18 protein-coding genes are annotated in these 15,823 nt (G+C 41.8%); 9 read left to right on the forward strand and 9 right to left on the reverse strand.

The genetic code is table 11. From position 1 onward, the window contains the following. Positions 1 to 44: 44 nt before the first annotated feature. Entirely contained in the window at positions 45 to 1,022 is a 978-nt protein-coding gene (locus QZ998_RS11630) for a DUF523 and DUF1722 domain-containing protein (protein WP_296560786.1), read from the reverse strand. Between the two features lie 263 nt (positions 1,023 to 1,285). Between QZ998_RS11630 and QZ998_RS11635 the strand changes: the two genes are divergently transcribed. The 3 genes from QZ998_RS11635 to QZ998_RS11645 all read left to right on the forward strand — a co-directional run bounded on the left by QZ998_RS11635 (position 1,286) and on the right by QZ998_RS11645 (position 3,233). Next, complete coding sequence (locus QZ998_RS11635) at positions 1,286 to 1,720, forward strand: pyridoxamine 5'-phosphate oxidase family protein (RefSeq protein ID WP_296560788.1); 435 nt, start codon at positions 1,286 to 1,288, stop codon at positions 1,718 to 1,720. A gap of 129 nt (positions 1,721 to 1,849) precedes the next feature. Beyond that, positions 1,850 to 2,329 (forward strand): hypothetical protein, encoded by a 480-nt coding sequence (locus QZ998_RS11640; protein WP_296560790.1) that lies wholly within the window; start codon positions 1,850 to 1,852, stop codon positions 2,327 to 2,329. Positions 2,330 to 2,888: 559 nt separating this feature from the next. Then, on the forward strand, positions 2,889 to 3,233 hold the full coding sequence (locus QZ998_RS11645; RefSeq protein WP_296560818.1) for a pyridoxamine 5'-phosphate oxidase family protein: 345 nt from the start codon (positions 2,889 to 2,891) through the stop codon (positions 3,231 to 3,233). Here the strand turns inward: QZ998_RS11645 and QZ998_RS11650 are convergent. The 3 genes from QZ998_RS11650 to QZ998_RS11660 all read right to left on the reverse strand — a co-directional run bounded on the left by QZ998_RS11650 (position 3,228) and on the right by QZ998_RS11660 (position 6,768). After that, positions 3,228 to 3,557 (reverse strand): hypothetical protein, encoded by a 330-nt coding sequence (locus QZ998_RS11650; RefSeq protein ID WP_296560792.1) that lies wholly within the window; start codon positions 3,555 to 3,557, stop codon positions 3,228 to 3,230. The genes QZ998_RS11645 and QZ998_RS11650 overlap by 6 nt on opposite strands. Positions 3,558 to 3,578: 21 nt before the next feature. After that, positions 3,579 to 4,094, reverse strand: coding sequence for an aminoglycoside adenylyltransferase (locus tag QZ998_RS11655; protein ID WP_296560794.1), 516 nt, complete (start codon positions 4,092 to 4,094; stop codon positions 3,579 to 3,581). A gap of 217 nt (positions 4,095 to 4,311) precedes the next feature. Beyond that, positions 4,312 to 6,768, reverse strand: coding sequence for a hypothetical protein (locus tag QZ998_RS11660; RefSeq protein ID WP_296560797.1), 2,457 nt, complete (start codon positions 6,766 to 6,768; stop codon positions 4,312 to 4,314). A gap of 396 nt (positions 6,769 to 7,164) precedes the next feature. On the opposite strand from QZ998_RS11660, the gene QZ998_RS11665 reads away from it, so the two are divergent. Beyond that, entirely contained in the window at positions 7,165 to 7,500 is a 336-nt protein-coding gene (locus tag QZ998_RS11665) for a PadR family transcriptional regulator (RefSeq protein WP_296560800.1), read from the forward strand. Then, a complete protein-coding gene (locus tag QZ998_RS11670) occupies positions 7,493 to 8,164 on the forward strand; it encodes a hypothetical protein (protein ID WP_296560801.1) in 672 nt (223 codons plus the stop codon). The genes QZ998_RS11665 and QZ998_RS11670 overlap by 8 nt, the downstream gene beginning before the upstream one ends. 172 nt (positions 8,165 to 8,336) lie before the next feature. On the opposite strand, the gene QZ998_RS11675 is transcribed toward QZ998_RS11670, so the two are convergent. After that, positions 8,337 to 8,714: a hypothetical protein gene (locus tag QZ998_RS11675; protein ID WP_366512444.1), complete on the reverse strand. Its 378-nt coding sequence runs from the start codon at positions 8,712 to 8,714 to the stop codon at positions 8,337 to 8,339. Between QZ998_RS11675 and QZ998_RS11680 the strand changes: the two genes are divergently transcribed. Continuing rightward, positions 8,664 to 8,840, forward strand: coding sequence for a hypothetical protein (locus tag QZ998_RS11680; protein WP_296560805.1), 177 nt, complete (start codon positions 8,664 to 8,666; stop codon positions 8,838 to 8,840). The genes QZ998_RS11675 and QZ998_RS11680 overlap by 51 nt on opposite strands. Before the next feature lie 27 nt (positions 8,841 to 8,867). Here QZ998_RS11680 and QZ998_RS11685 read toward each other — a convergent pair whose 3' ends face one another. Genes QZ998_RS11685 through lctB form a run of 4 tightly spaced genes read right to left on the reverse strand, consistent with a single transcriptional unit; the run spans position 8,868 to position 13,897 of the window. Beyond that, the gene (locus tag QZ998_RS11685) at positions 8,868 to 10,409 is read right to left on the reverse strand and encodes a lactate permease LctP family transporter (RefSeq protein WP_296560806.1); all 1,542 of its coding nucleotides are present in this window, start codon (positions 10,407 to 10,409) and stop codon (positions 8,868 to 8,870) included. A gap of 7 nt (positions 10,410 to 10,416) precedes the next feature. Then, complete coding sequence (gene lctD / locus QZ998_RS11690) at positions 10,417 to 11,817, reverse strand: lactate dehydrogenase subunit LctD (protein ID WP_296560807.1); 1,401 nt, start codon at positions 11,815 to 11,817, stop codon at positions 10,417 to 10,419. A 1-nt stretch (position 11,818) separates the two neighbouring features. Beyond that, entirely contained in the window at positions 11,819 to 13,075 is a 1,257-nt protein-coding gene (lctC, locus tag QZ998_RS11695) for a lactate dehydrogenase subunit LctC (RefSeq protein ID WP_296560809.1), read from the reverse strand. A gap of 18 nt (positions 13,076 to 13,093) precedes the next feature. Further along, complete coding sequence (gene lctB, locus QZ998_RS11700; RefSeq protein WP_296560812.1) at positions 13,094 to 13,897, reverse strand: lactate dehydrogenase subunit LctB; 804 nt, start codon at positions 13,895 to 13,897, stop codon at positions 13,094 to 13,096. A gap of 432 nt (positions 13,898 to 14,329) precedes the next feature. Between lctB and QZ998_RS11705 the strand changes: the two genes are divergently transcribed. The 3 genes from QZ998_RS11705 to QZ998_RS11715 all read left to right on the forward strand — a co-directional run. Continuing rightward, a complete protein-coding gene (locus QZ998_RS11705) occupies positions 14,330 to 15,040 on the forward strand; it encodes a FadR/GntR family transcriptional regulator (protein ID WP_296560814.1) in 711 nt (236 codons plus the stop codon). A 168-nt stretch (positions 15,041 to 15,208) separates the two neighbouring features. Next, positions 15,209 to 15,592, forward strand: coding sequence for a YbaN family protein (locus QZ998_RS11710; RefSeq protein WP_296560816.1), 384 nt, complete (start codon positions 15,209 to 15,211; stop codon positions 15,590 to 15,592). Positions 15,593 to 15,727: 135 nt separating this feature from the next. Further along, positions 15,728 to 15,823, forward strand: a 96-nt coding sequence (locus QZ998_RS11715) for a group II intron maturase-specific domain-containing protein (protein WP_366512445.1), incomplete at its 3' end; no start/stop codon positions are given.

Raw genomic sequence — 15,823 nt, forward strand, 5'->3', positions numbered from 1 at the left:
AAGTGCCAGCCAAGTCTTAAATTTTTTAGGGCAGGATCTTTTGGTCACTGCCCGACCTCGTCTTCCATTTTTCCCGAATCACTAATGTCCATCAATTCTTCCGGAAAGGGCGCCCAAATCGTCTGCTCAAGAAGATAGCCGTCATTGTAGCGGATCACATAGCTTTTAAGGATATTTAGGGGCACGCTTAAGGGGATTTTTCCGTTGCGATATTTGTCAAAACTGTCAAGAATAAAGGTTTTTTCGCCACTTGAAAGGGAATCTGAAAAATAGCCAAAGATGTGCATCATCACATTGATATAATTGCGGTACCGGGGAATCTTTGCGAATGCTCTGGCCAAGCCCTCTTTATAGTAGCCAATCAACTGATCAACCGCTAATTTTTCGTGGTTTGCGACAATCTGCCCCAGCACTTTTTGCTCTTTCTGACTATAAGCCATCAACAAATATTTATTATTGGCCTGAAATTTAACCAAGGCCGCCATCGTTGCGGTCTCTTCGACCTGACGAAAGCGGCACATGGTATATAGCTTGGTCAGAAAATGCTCCCGTATCCTAAAATTAGTCAGCCGTCCCTCTTCTTCAATGGCGCCATGGGGATAATACTTAAAGGCCTCGGCCGCAAAGACACCCTGCCCTTTAACGGAGCCGGCAACCTTGGTTTTGCCAAGATAGACCTTGACATCCTTGGTACCACAGGAAGGCGAGCGCCCTTTTAAAATCAAACCATCAATATCCGAAAGCTCCCCAAAACAGCGCCCGCAAAAATCAATCATCGCCTGGGTATATTCGGTATCGGTGGCTGGCTGATACAAAACGGTCTGGCCTTCTTCGATCACCAGCCGAATCGGATTTCGGGGAACCCCCAAACCAATTTCCACCTCTGCACAAACCGGGTAATAATCGACATAGTCTTTTAATTTTTCGACAAACTTGTCGGGAAGGGTCTGGCCATTATATCGGCAGGCATCAAAACCCATACATTTACTGACAATCACCCGTGGTCTTAAGCTCTTTTCCATTTCAGCCTCCTGTTTTATTGATTATGGATATTCTTACCCCGTTGTGGTCATCTTCAATCACATGACACAAGGTCGTTTCGTTTATCATCTGATTATAAATAACCAAAGTCGACTAAAAAATCCAGCCGAGATCTGTTATAATAAGCTTAAGATCTGACACCCAAACAGTTCTAATCAATAATCAAAATTTTTAATCGATCAGGATGAAGCTTGTTTAAAAGGCGTACCGACTCACTTCCTTCGGCCTGATGAAAGGCGGTAACATGTTAGCTCAAATCGAAACCATTCTGTGCGAGAACACCCTTTGTGTTTTATGTACTGAAACAGCCGGAAACCCCTATTGCTCGTTGATGACCTATCTCCTGATGGACGATGATATCAGCGTTCTTTATCTGGTCGCCACCCGCGATTCCCGGAAGTACCAGAATCTGCTGGCCAATCCCCGGGTCAGTGTCCTGGTTGATACCCGCCAGACCCAAGGCGCCGCGACGACCGAAAAAATTGTCTCGGTTACTTTTTCCGGCTTATTTAAAGCTCTGACCGATTGTGAAGCGCAGCGGATCAAGTTAAAATTAGCCACGGAGCATCTGGAACTGGCGGAAATTCTCAAAAATCCAAACAGCGTTGTCTTTGGTATTCAATTAAAGTCGTTTCTGCTTTTAGATGGACCAGTCGATTCATACCGAGGCGATTTATAAATCCGCAAATCATTCTATGATTTCTAGCTAGTACAAACAAAACGACGCCACGATCAGGTGTGCTTTCTGGTTATGAGCGCGAACCCCCGTTTTATTAAATTAACGATCAAGTAATTGGAGGTACTCATAATGAACTTTAATAGACAAGCCCTTAATGCCTATAAAAAATTAATCGAAACGACTGATTTGCAAGAAGGATATCAGGAATTTATCAAGCTTTTTCGTTTTTTGCGGACTGAGCTAAAAAAGGAGCTGCCAGCATATGATTTTTCCGGTCAGATTGTTGAAAATAATATGGATTTTGCATATTTTCAACTTACCGATAGCGAATTGAAAGCAAAAGGTATAAAAATCCAGGTCGTTTTTGTTCACAAGATCTTTCGCTTTGAGGTATGGGTATCAGGCTATAACCGCAAAATACAATGTGCCTATTACGAAAAACTGAAAACCCAGACCATCCCCTATGTGCTAAATAATAATCCTAACCAAGTTGACTATATCATCAAAAAACCTCTAAATGAAAGTCTTGATTTAAGTGATGGTTTTGGTGTACTTGAAAAAATAAAAGCAAGTGTTTTAGAATGCGTTGAATATATAAAAACCGTATAAATACGGGCTTATCTATGTGTCATCAATACGACTTGAGGTTCCGGTTGCCGATTCTTTTGGTCTTAAAAAGCTTGTCCAAATCTTCATATTTTTTAGTTGTGTCGCATAAAAATCAAACGAGATTTCCAAAAATACTGAGTATTCCGACGATTTAGAGCTACACAATCCGATACTCTCCCCCCCTGGCTCTATTCCCGGAGATTGGGTGGCTCCGCCACCCCGTAATATCCAAATACGTATTCTGTCGCTATCGCTTCGTAAAATTAGGGTTATCCTTTTAATGAGGAAATAATAGCATTTTCGTATTCACCTTATAAATAAGATAATTCAACAGAAACTTGCCTCCGATATCTGATATAATAAAATATATGGTTGCGTTCCTAAACATTTTAATCAACTAGTTTAAAATTTGTTTAATCAGTTAAAAGGAAGGGTTACCGGTTACTTCCTCCGGGCTAAAGAAAGGCGCTAAAATGTTAGCTAAACTAAAAAGTATTCTTCACGAAAACACTCTTTGTGTTTTATGTGCTGAAGCAGATGAAAAACCTATTGCTCATTGATGACCTATCTCCTGATAGATGATCTCAGTGTTCTTTATCTAGTTTCCACCCGGGAATCCCGGAAGTATCAGAATCTTCTGACTAATCCCCGGGTTAGTTTCTTGGTTGATACTCGTCAGAAACTCGGCACTTCCGCTACAGAAAATATCATCTCGATTACTTATGAAGGATTATTCCAACCCCTGGCGGATTCTGAAACCAAAAATGTCAAGGCGAATTTATTCAAGGATCATGGGGAACTAACAGAAATTTTCAATAATCCAGACGCCGTTGTCTTTGCTATAAAATTAAAGTCGTTTTTACTTTTAGATGGACCAGTCGATTCCTACAAGGGGAGTTTATAAGCCCTTTTTAGTTTTTTCACCTCGATCTGTAGTATACATTACTATAGTAGCTCCATTTAATAAAATCGTTACCACAAGTAGAACTCCGGCCACAAAATTCACAGCCCCAGCGGTATCTATTAAAGCCGACCAGTCCTCAATCTTAACCAAATAATGATTGTAAATCACCTGAAAATATATCGCAATCGCACAGGTACTAAGACTCAAAACAGAGCGCATCGACCAACTATTTTGAGTCTTAGTTCTATATTTCATTAGGCTAATAATCGGCAAAATCCAAGCCACCAACCCTAATCCCAGACTACCTATATTTAATAAACCCATTAATACACTACCTCCTTATCATTAATCCTCAAGCTCGGCCTTAGGTTCTAGCACCGCCAGCCTAAGGTTTTTCATGTCAATTCGATCAACATCTCTAAGATCGTATCCACTATGAAATAGCATTTGAGCTTCAGCGGAAATACATGGAATTACCCTGCCTTCAAATAATGCAGTCGAAAACCATTTTGCTTCTAACTCAAACCAACCACCTTGTGTATCAGCTTGCCTCGCACTTCCATCTTCATTGATTAGTAAAGGATGGATATCTAAATATCCCAATTTGGGATGATACAACTCTATCCGCGATGGGCTCCAATCAGTTTTAATCTCAAAACCCTTTCTTTTTAGCGCATCTAGTAAAATTCCTGTAAACTCTGCATCAAAATCTACATCGATATCTCGATGATCTCTATTTTCCTTACCTAGCAAAATATCTACGCCCCAGCCTCCTTCTATCCAATATCTCATTTTTAAACTATCCAGCAAATTTATAACTTTTATAAGGTCTTCTTTAGTTGCAATTTCTTTTTTATCCATAAATACTCCTTTTAAAATTAACAGTTACGTGACCGGGAAAGCACTAGAACGATATAATTCATAACAACACCCCAAATATCATATCCACACATTCTAATTTCACACTATAATAGTTTGGTATTTTGGGATGAAAACAAGTATCGCTAGCTAACCGCGATGAGGTTTATATCGTTTGAATTAACCCCTATTAAAACAGTCTCAAGCATTGAGCAAATTTTTATTCGTTCTCTGCAATTCTCAATTTATTTATTTCATAAGGCGTAATCCTTCCTGATCTATAGCTCTTTATAATTTCTTTTCTTGCCTTATCGTTTTCGTTTTTCAACAGTATTCTAAGTCTATCATATTCCTCCTGATTGACCAATCTGCTTTCCATCTTTGCTTCGATCTTAAAAGGATTCTTTAATACGCTAATCTCATTCGGAAACTTAATTATTGCAATCAATTTCTCAACAAACTTGTTTATGGTCGAAATATCAGCTTCGATTTCTGTCGAACTCGTGAAATTATGCATGTCACTTTGTAACTTGTTTATTTCATCTTTTATTTTATTCAAGTCTTTTATAAAATATTCTTTCATCTCCCTGATAATTCCTGAATCGAAAATGAAATGGCGGTGGATATTGATAAAACCAAGATTTGATAATGCCTCACATAAATATTTATTGATAAAGGTCACAAAACATTCGTATCCATTCAGATTACCAATTATTTCTAGTTGATTGAATTTTTTAAGAATATGTACATAGGCATCAGTATCTGGTAGTAGTGAATAATTTAACGTTCGGATTACTTCTTTATTAATCGATTTAATTTCTTCGATGTCAAAATATAAATCGACGAGTTCCTTTACGTAGTGTTCACCATCTAGTATAGTTCGGCAGGCTTTAAATAATTCAAGAAAAAATGGACAAAAAAAGTAATTTATGCTTCTATTATCAACTTCATTTTCTTCTAGTGAATACAGTTCCTTTTCGAACTCTTTAAAAGCCATAATTCTTTTTTCTTCCGGCTTTTTCAAAACATTTTCAACAAGTTTTTTTCCTGAATTTTCATAGTCTGTATATTCTGATTTTCCGGCAGCTAATAGATGCCAGATGATACGATCTTTTTTCTCATTGCTGTTTTTTTGTTTGATCATTCTCGGTGATTCTTCCAGCACACCTTGGCCTTGCTTTTCAGGTGCGATACCTGCTTGAACCTCAATGTTTTCGTAACAAAAAATACTAAGAACACCACATTTGGTCCTATTCTCTTCTACATCAAAAATTTTCTCAAGTTGATAAGTCCAAAGCTTGTCTAATTTTTTTAACTCGATTAGTTTCGATAGTGAATAAAATCTACCGGCTACTACAAATTTTATGTTTTCCAGCAATCCTTCTTCAATGTTTAGTTCTTCATAGATAGATGGAATGAAGTGTTTGATGAGATAAAATGCAATAACCGTCTCTTTATATTCATTGAAATTATTATGGTTCAGTGTATCCATTAATTCAGCAAAGAAATTCTTCACTTTACGAAATGGCAAACTTCTAAATTCAGAATATACTTCTATGCCCATATTAAAATTTTCACTTAAAACGGTACTCTTATTTTGCTGAAATTCTTTTTTCAAAAAATAAAAGTCATCAATTTTGAGTAAATTTTTATCAACATTTTTATCATTCAAGATAAACCTAATTGTCTCAAAAAAATCACTTTCAGTCACATTCACTTTAAATGGTAAATATTTTTCCAGATACGCATCGGAAAAGCCCATGTTTTTGAGATTCTCTTCATGAAATTGATAAATAATTTTTATCCGTTCATTTGATAGCTTCTCATTAATACTAAAAAGCTTTTTTATCGTATCTACATCATTAATGCGATCGATGTCTTCATAAATAATCAAAACGTCTTTCTCTAGGGAAAGCAACTCTTTTTGCAAACCTTTTATCGACTCTGAATACGATTGGTTATTGTCTATGATCAAACTTTGCAACTGGCGCAAAACCGTATTACTCCCGAAAAATTCTTTCAGCTTGTTTGAATACCTGGAAATTATTCTGTTTCTATACAAAAGATTATCAATTTCTTTAACTAGAATCAACAATAATTCGTTTAAGTCGCAAGCAAGCACATCAATTTCGATAACTTCATACTTATCCTTAATCTCTGGATTATTTTTCAATTCACTAACTAACAGTGTTTTACCTGTCCCCCATCTGCCATTCAAAGCGATAATTTCAAAAATTCCCAAATAACGTATCAAACGGTTTAAATCTTGTCGCCTTTTTTTCAATAGTTCAACGGGTTTACTTTGCTGATCTTTTTTTGAATCTAGATTACAACTACGTAACCATACAATTAGAATAACCAAACAGCAAATCGATCCCAATGCAAAATCCATTGTTGTAATTTCAAAATTACCGATGACCTGCAAGGCAATAATACTCGAAAGATTACCCATAGAAACTACAACTAAGGCGTCATATAGTTTTATGTTTCCTGACATCTTATTATTTATCCAGACGGTCACCCATAGAATTATGAGCACCAAAAAGTAAAAACTCATATTAATGCTTATGGCGTTAAAAAAAATCAATGATATTACAAAAGCTATTAAGAATTTAGACCCGATTGTTCGCATTTCAAATAAGTTTTTATCGTTTACCCTACTCTTTAATCTTTTCATAATTTTCTTTGTCTCCGTCCTCTTCCCTTCCATTAATCCCAACATTCTCCACGTTAATATCTCTGACGACATATGTTTTATCATTAATCAAGGCCCACTTGCTCGTGCAGTTAATCAGATATTTGATCGGCATATGCCTACTAATCAATCAGTCATTTTTAGTTTCTTCTTGTCGCATTCAGCCTTTTTCCCAATTAGTTACAATTTTATTCTCTTTCTGCCAGTATGTCAAATTACACTAACCATATCACAACTTATTGTAGTGATTATTCCGCTTCTTAAATGATCTTTGCGCAATATCGTCGTCCCTATTTTTCTTGACAAGCTCACTATTATGCATTACCATATAGATAGTAACTTGTAATGCATAATAGCATTGAAAGGGGGAAACCCAATATGATCCCATCTCAAATGCTCAAGGGTACCCTAGAGGGTTGTATTCTCAAAGTGATCAGTTTTCAAGAGACTTATGGCTACGAGATTTCTCAATCCCTCCAAGAATATGGCTTTCAAGATATTTCTGAAGGAACGATCTATCCCCTGTTGTTAAGACTGGAGAAGAACGGACTGGTAACAACCCAATACCGGGCATCTTCTCTGGGACCAAAGCGAAAGTATTTTCAAATTTCTTCTGAAGGAGAAATTGCCCTGACATCTTTTTTTGCAAATTGGAAAGAACTGGAAAATGCGGTTAATCAGCTTTTTCAAAATGGAGGACAAAAACATGAATAAACGAACACACGAACTGAATCGTATTAACAATGATTTGGATAAACTGCTTGATTCCGAAAACGAACCCGCCATGACGGATATTGTCTGCTATCTGCGTGGTGCCAGTATCTCTTTATATAATCAGGAAATCATTCGACAAGACCTGCTCGAAATGGTCTTATCCGCACAGGAACGAGGTGAAAATATTCAAACTGTCATCGGAACGGATTACAAAACCTTCTGCGATGAGATCATCGCTAGTTTTTCTCCAAAAAGCAACAAGGAAAAAGTGATCGATTTTTTTGACACTGTTTCCCTTAGTCTTTCGATTTTTTGTACCATCACTATTATAATGTCAAACGAAACGCTCGTTTTGATCCACAATCTCATCGTTGGCGAACCACTCAATTTTAAAATTTCCATTTCGTCTGGTTTAATTGCTTCGTTGCTGATTGCTTTAGTTGCAGCCTTCGCAATTGTAAACTTTATTATGAAAAATTCTTTCACAATCGGAAACCTTTTTAATAACAATAGGCCGACTGTTTTACTCGTTTTGGGATCTTTCCCAGTATTCCTGATAATCGCGTGGTTCGGACGAAACACAGTTTTTACCGTCAATATCTTTATTGCCTTACTCTTTTCACTCGCCCTCTATTTAACACATCGTATCTTATCCCGGATCTGATAGTCATCACCAAAAAAACGCTGATGATCCTGTTAACGCTAGATTTTTTTAATCAAATGTATCTCTATTTGCAAAAAAGGTATGACGACAATCGCCATACCTCTTTTTTTTATTCAACAATCACCGCTACCCCATCCGGGATCACTGTAACTGTTGCTGCTTCATTTTTCAGCTAATCTCTAGCAAGCACCAAAGCCTCATTGACATCCTTAGCCGGGGTCATCTGGAACTCCTTAATCATTGTTTCCAGCGCTGCTGAGATATAAATCACCTTGGCTTTTAATAAAATCCTCGCCAGAATCTGGGCTTCCCACTGATCGGAGATTGTTTCGTCTCTGGGGGTATTGACAAAGCCATCCAGCATTTTCATAAGGTTTTTCTCATCTCGAAAGGTGTTAAAGAAAGCCTCGCCGCCATGGCCATCATTGGACTTGGCCAGCATGATAATCACCCCGTCTTGCTTAACGGCAGCTTCAGCAGCAGTCATCCCTTTAACCGCTTGGTAAATGTTCTGATCCAGCGGATAACCGCCGTTACTGGTGATAACAATATCGCTGGGAGTGGCCTTAACCTTGCAGAGCTCTTCCAGAAACTCCCGGCCATTGATGTGGGCGACATCACAGTCTTTCTGATTAGACGAAAGACACTAGAGAAAAGTATTTCGCTAGTGTCTTGATTGTTTAATAACTCCTATAAATATCGTTTATCCAAAGGACTTCAATAACCCTTCCATCAGCGGCGCTCCAAAATAAACTACCAGCCCAATAATGATAACGTAGATGGCACAGACCTTTAAAGTGGCCTGAAGAATCTTGCCTTCGCTGCCGATGATGCCGGTAGCGGCAGTGGCCACCGCAATACTCTGGGGTGAGATCATCTTACCAGCAGTAGCGCCAGCAGTATTGGCGGCTGCCAGCCAATAGGGACTCATCCCGATGGCGTTGGCAGCCTCAACTTGAAGCCCACCAAAGAGGACATTGGCCGAGGTATCGCTACCGGTGACAAAGGTTCCTAACGCCCCGATCAGCGGCGCAATCAGGGGATAAAAATCGCCGGTAACCATAACCAGAATCTGGGCAATCACCCCGATCATCCCGCTGTAACCCATCACCTTGGCCAGCGCCACAATTGACATTATCGTAATTGCTGATTTAAACATTTGTTTAACGGTTTTGCCGAGAATCGTACTGATCTCACCGAATTTAACACCTTGAAGAAGTCCGCCCAAATAGGTAGCAATAATGATCAAGGTTCCCGGGGTAGCCAACCAGTAGAAGGTCATCGGCTTACCGCCGGCTCCGGTATAGATCTGAACCGTGCTACTAACCTGTTTTAACAGCCCGTTAATCATCGGGAACAGCGATGAGCAAAGAATGATTATCGCAAACACCAGAATAAAGGGTAGCCAGGCCATCACGGCGGTTTTTACGGGGATTTTCTCCACATCTTTGGCAGCGGTATCCTTATAAAAGACCTTAGCCATTAAAATAACTACCGCCATACAGATCACCGATCCAACAATCGCCGGCAATTCCGCACCTAAGTACTTGGCTACAAAAATCTGTGGCAATCCAAAAGATAAGCCGGCCATCAGGGTAATTAAGAAGACACCTTTTACGGCTTTAACGCTTTTTCCGGTAATCATTACCAGGATAAAGGGGATAATCATAATCATCACAAACAGCTGAATTGCAATCGCGAACGACAAATCATTGACATTCAGACCAGTCACCGAGGCCAGGGTGCTGACTGGCAAACCGATAGCGCCAAAGGCGGTCGGGGTGGTATTGGCAATTAAACAGATAATCGCCGCAAAGACCGGGTTAAAACCGAGCGCCGCTAAAATGCTGGCGGGAATCGCCACTGCGGTGCCAAAGCCGGCAATCGCTTCGAGAAAGCCGCCAAAGCCCCAGGCCAGGATCAGTACCAGAATCCGCTGGTCTGTCGAAACCGAGCTCATCATTTTTTTGATCGTTTCCATGCCGCCGGTGTGGGTCACCAGATTATAGGTAAAAACGGCCGCAATAATAACCAGAAAGATCGGCCAGAGTGCCATCGCCGCGCCTTCGAGGGCAGCGGTAAGACTATCAATCACCGGCATCTGCCAGACCAGAATACTCAACACAACAGTCAGTGCCAGGGCAATCGGACAGGCCTTTTGACCGGGGATCTTTAAGACCCCCAGCGAAACAATTAACCAGGCCACCGGGATTAGCGCGACAAAGAATAGTAACACGTTATCCATGATTCACCTACATCTGACAGACTTTTTTAGGATTGAGCAGGTTTTTGGGATCAAAGGTTTGCTTGATCCCGGCCATCAGAGCCAGATGTTCGGTGCCAAAATCATTGAGCAGATATTTTCGTTTAGCATAGCCGATGCCGTGTTCACCGGAAACCAGGCCGTTAAAGGTTAGCGCTTTGGCGTACATCCGATCCATGGCTTCTTCGAGGGTAGCGTCCCATTCTTTCTGGCCAAGCTTGTCACGACAGACATAGATATGGAGGTTACCATCACCGGCATGGCCGAAGCTAGGGATTCTAACATCCATTTCCCGGGCCAGCTCATGGGTAAATTCAATAAATTCGGCAATCCGGTTACGCGGCACCACCACATCACACTCATCCATTTCGGTAGTCGAGGCCTTAATCGCTTCGAGGAAGGCACCCCGGGCTGACCAGACTGATTCTTTCCGCTCAGCGGTATCGACAATATAGACGTCCTTGGCACCCTCGGCCAGACAGAGGTTGGCGACCACTTCATATTCGGCCTCGACCTGTTCTTTAGAGTTACCATCAAAGGTTAGGAGAATATAGGCGTCACTGCTGGAATCAGGGAATTTTTTGCCCAAAAAATCTTCAGCAAAAAGAATCGTTTGGCGTTCCATAAACTCAATCGCCGTTGGTATTGCCTTGGATTTGATGATCTTGGGAACAATTCCGGCGGCATCGCTGATATTGTCAAAGGGAATCAGTAGGCTTAAGGTCATCTTGGGTAAGGGCAACAGTTTTAAGATCGCTTTAGTGATCACGCAAAGGGTTCCTTCGGAGCCGACAACCAGATCTTTTAAGCTGTAACCAGAGCTGTTCTTAACAATTTTTCCACCCAGTTCGATGATCTCGCCGTTAGACAACACCACCGTCAGACCCCGGACATAGTCCCGGGTCACGCCGTATTTGACGGCTCGCATACCACCGGCGTTGGTGCTGATATTGCCAGCAATGGTAGCCGATTTTTCACCGGGATCAGGGGGATAAAAGAGATCATTTTCTTCGACAAATTTGGACAGTTCCATTAGCAATACACCGGGCTCAACCGTCACGGTCAGGTTTTCGGTATCCAGCTCGAGGATATTATTCATCAGCGTGGTTTCAAGCATAATCCCGCCAAACAATGGTACACAGGCACCGACCAGTCCGGTACCAGAGCCGCGGACGACCACCGGAATATTATGATCATAGGAATATTTCATCAATTTTGACACTTCTTCGGTGGAGGTTACCTTGATCAGCACCTCGGGATAGGAATGGATGCTGCCCAGCTCATCATGGCTAAAATCTTCACCGATTTCAGTACCCACAAAGATCCGTTCAGCGGGAACCAGACTCTTTAGGAAAGCAATATCAGTGGCTGCTACTTTTTTATAATTCATCTTAACCTACCATCCTTTCTGGTGCTTTAATTGCTTCAGGCATTACCAGGGTTTTCCCGGCTTCTTCGGTTTCAGGTTCATCAATCATTTTTAACAGTTCCGGCAGGATCTCATATAAGTCGCCGACCATCCCACAATGGGCAATATTAAAGATTGGCGCCTTGGAATCATTATTAATCGCGATGATGTATTCCGAATTCTGCATCCCGGCAGCAAACTGGACGGCACCGGAAATGCCCAGGGCGATGATCAGTTTCGGTTTAACGGTTCGGCCACTGAGGCCAATCTGTAGTCTGGCATCAAACCAGCCGGATTCAATGCCCGGCCGGGTACAGGCCACGGTGGCACCGATTTTTTGTGCAAATTGATAAATCATCTCGAGATCTTTTTCGCATTTCACGCCCCGGCCAACTGCCACAATGGTTTCAGCATCAGAGAGATCAACACCCTTTTCTTTCTTAATCACTTCTAACACTTCGATCGCGGAGATCAGCTTGTCTTTGCCAATAGCCATGATTTCAACACTACCCCAGGGTTCTTTAACCAGTTCCGGGGCGGTAAATACTTTATAACGAACCGTGCAAAACTGCGGCCGCGAGTATTGTGTCACAATCTGAGCCATAATGTTACCGCCAAAAGCGGGACGAATCTGAACTAAATCGGTGTTTTCTTTCATTTCCAGAATCGTACAGTCGGCGGTCAGACCGGTGTGACAACGAGCAGCCACGCGCGGAGCCAATGAACGACCGACATTGGTCGCCCCAACTAAAATAGATGACGGTTTAAGCTTTTCAATAAAGTCTTCAAGCACGTTGGCATAGGGTTCAATGACAAAGTGTTTGAGTTCCGGTTGGTCATAGACAAATACTTTGTCGACCCCATAGCTTAACAGCTGATCCGCTTTTTCACTGATATTAGTACCCATAAACAGGGCGTAAACGGGATGATCAATGACCGCTGCCAGTTCTCGTGCCTTACCAATCAGCTCAAAGGTGACCGGATGAATCTTGCCTTCAATGTGATCGACATAGACGGTAATTCCACGATATAAACTTTTATCAATCGCGACTCTTTGTTCTTCTTCCAGCACCAGGACACCGGCAGGTCCGTTTTTTATACACAGCTTGCAGACCTTACAGGCGGAGCTGACTTCCAGTACCGCGTTTTCATATGAGAAGGCATCGAAGGGACAAATTTCTGCCAGTGCCTCAAAGGTTTTTTGATCGACGTTTTCTTTGATTATTTTAATTCCTGCCATGATTTTTTCCTTCCTATCCTAACTATTTTTTCCTAAATATTTTTTTTCGGTTAAAATCCCCAGCAGCGTCTCGGCCAGCACCTTGCCATCACCGGAAAAGCTGGTTTTTTGGACATTGCATTCAGGCGGGAAGATCCGTTCCACCTGGGTGGGTGAACCACTGAGTCCATATTTTTTTTCATCGGTGTCATACATATCGTTTAGTGTTAATACCTGAATTTCGGGATTTTCGGAAATATCCAGTTTTCGTTTATAAGACGGTAGGCGCGGGGTGTAAATATCCTTGTCGACTGTGATCAGGCAAGGGTATGGTATCCGCAATATTTCTAGCGATTCTTCCATGTTCATTTGCAGGGTCAGGCCTTTTTCATCGGCGGCCAGAATTTTGATTACGTTGGTGACATGGGGGATTCCCAAAAACTCAGCCATTTCCGGGCCGACCTGGGCGGTATCGCCATCGGTGGTCTGCTTACCACAAATAATCAGATCAAAATCACCCAGTTTTTTTGTTCCTTGTGCCAGGGTATAGCTGGTTGCCCAGACATCGGCACCACCAAATTTTCGGTCAGATAATAAACAACCGGCATCGGCACCCATATAAAAAGATTCCAAAAGTACCGCTTTGCTTTGCAGCGGTCCCATCGACAAGGTCGTAATCGTGCCGCCCAATTCTTCTTTTAAGCGAAAGGCCGTTTCCAGCCCATATAAATCATAGGGGTTCAGCTTTGATTCAACCCCATCCCGAATCAGGACACCTGTTTCCGGATCCACTTCGACGTTGGACGTTCCCGGAACCTGTTTGATACATACCAATATTTTCATACTAACCCTCCATAAATAAATTAAAATCCGTATTGATCGTCGTGACAAACCATCGCGAAATATATTTGCTGTCCATTTCATCAACAGACAGCAAGGACATCAATCGTTGTCTAAATTCCGCCGTCAAACTGATTATCTTATCAGTCAACGATTACTGCAAAACCCTCTTAAACCCATTCATAAACCACTTGACAAAATTTCTGATAAAATTTGATAAAATTCTGCTATCACTGGTCTAGTGGTCAGACCACTAACCTGTTGCCATTATATGTGTTTCGTAAATCCTTGTCAAGTGTTAAAATAACGTTTTCATACTTTTTTTATTCTCACTTGATTTTTTTGTTCGCTTCTTCTTATCTTTTTGAATTTTAAAATCGGCTGTGGTACAATGATAATTAATAAAAATTTAATGAAACGAAGTGAAGGTTTCCGATGTTTAAAGAAATTGCACATACGAAAATATATTTGCAGATCCTCGAGCAGATTAAAGAAAATATTATTAACGGAAATTTAAAAAGCGGCGACCGACTCCCTTCCGAGCGGCAATGGGCCGAGCAGCTGAGCGTTTCGCGGGCAACCATCCGCGAGGCGATCCGGGCGCTGGAGATGATCGGTCTGGTGGTCTGTCAGCAGGGTGAAGGTAATTTTATTGCCGAACATTTTGAAGACACCCTGACCCAACCACTAACGATTATGTTCTGGCTCAGCAAGGGGGAATTAAGAGAGGTTCAGGAGCTCCGCCGCGCCCTCGAAACCGAAGCGGCCAAGTTGGCGGCTAGGAAAATGACCCCCGAACGTTTTGCCAGTCTGGAAAAGCTCTGCGATGCCATTGAAACCGAAACCGATGAAGCCGTCCGGGCAGAACTGGACAAGCGCTTCCACTATGAGATTGCGATGGCCTCAGAGAACAAGATGATTCATAACGTCTTGCTGTCCTCGGCTACCCTGATTGAAGCGCTGATCAAGGATATCCGGATCGCCATTCTCAATGATACCGAACGCGGGCCAATCATTGATAAACAGCACCGCAGTATCTTAAACGCACTCAAAGAAAAGGAACCCCTCACAGCCGCCTGGGCAATGTCCCAGCACATGGATCTGATTGACGGATTTGTAGCCGGGCTGGAGCTTGATAAACCTTGAGAAAGGTGCGGCATGAATTCGCTCATGCTGCACCTTTTTTATTCCGTAAACGCCTGCTGTTGGCGCCTTTTCCTACTGAACCGGTAGCTCCCAACAATCGACCTTGCCGCTGATCCCACAGCAACCATAAAAATAGCAACTATTTAAAAAAAATCTCGAGGTAAGCAAATGAAAATTAGAAAAGCTTTATTTCTACTGCTGGGGTGTCTCAGTCTGGCGCTAGGCGCCATTGGCGCGGTATTACCGATCCTCCCCTGTGCACCCTTTTTGCTGCTGGCTGCCTTTTGCTTTGCCCAAAGCTCTGACCGTCTTCATGGCTGGTTTATTCAAACCAGGCTATACCAGAATAATCTGGAATCTCTGCTAAAAGGCCAGGGTATGACAATAAAGGCCAAATTACGGGTCATTGCGACTGTCACCCTGACGATGCTGTTGGGTTTTATGATGATGGGTGGGACAATCATGGGACGGGCGCTTTTAGGCATTGTCTGGATCGTCCATCTGCTTTACTTTATCTTTGGTGTCAAAACTATTGCTAGCAAAGATCTTTAAAATCGGGTAGGAGGCTGACCATTAATTGATCAGCCGACCTCCCACACCACCGTACGTACCGTTCGGTATACGGCGGTTCCAGAGTTTACACAGGGACAGGGAAGATTGAGAGTTCACCCCCAGAGCATCCAGAAGTTGAAGGATAAAATCCGACAGATTACCGGACGCAGTAATGGGATGGGAATTCAGAGACGAAAAGAAAGGCTGCTGCAAATCGTGCGGGGCTGGATC

The sequence above is a fragment of the uncultured Acetobacterium sp. genome (assembly GCF_927416815.1).
Lineage (GTDB): Bacteria > Bacillota > Clostridia > Eubacteriales > Eubacteriaceae > Acetobacterium.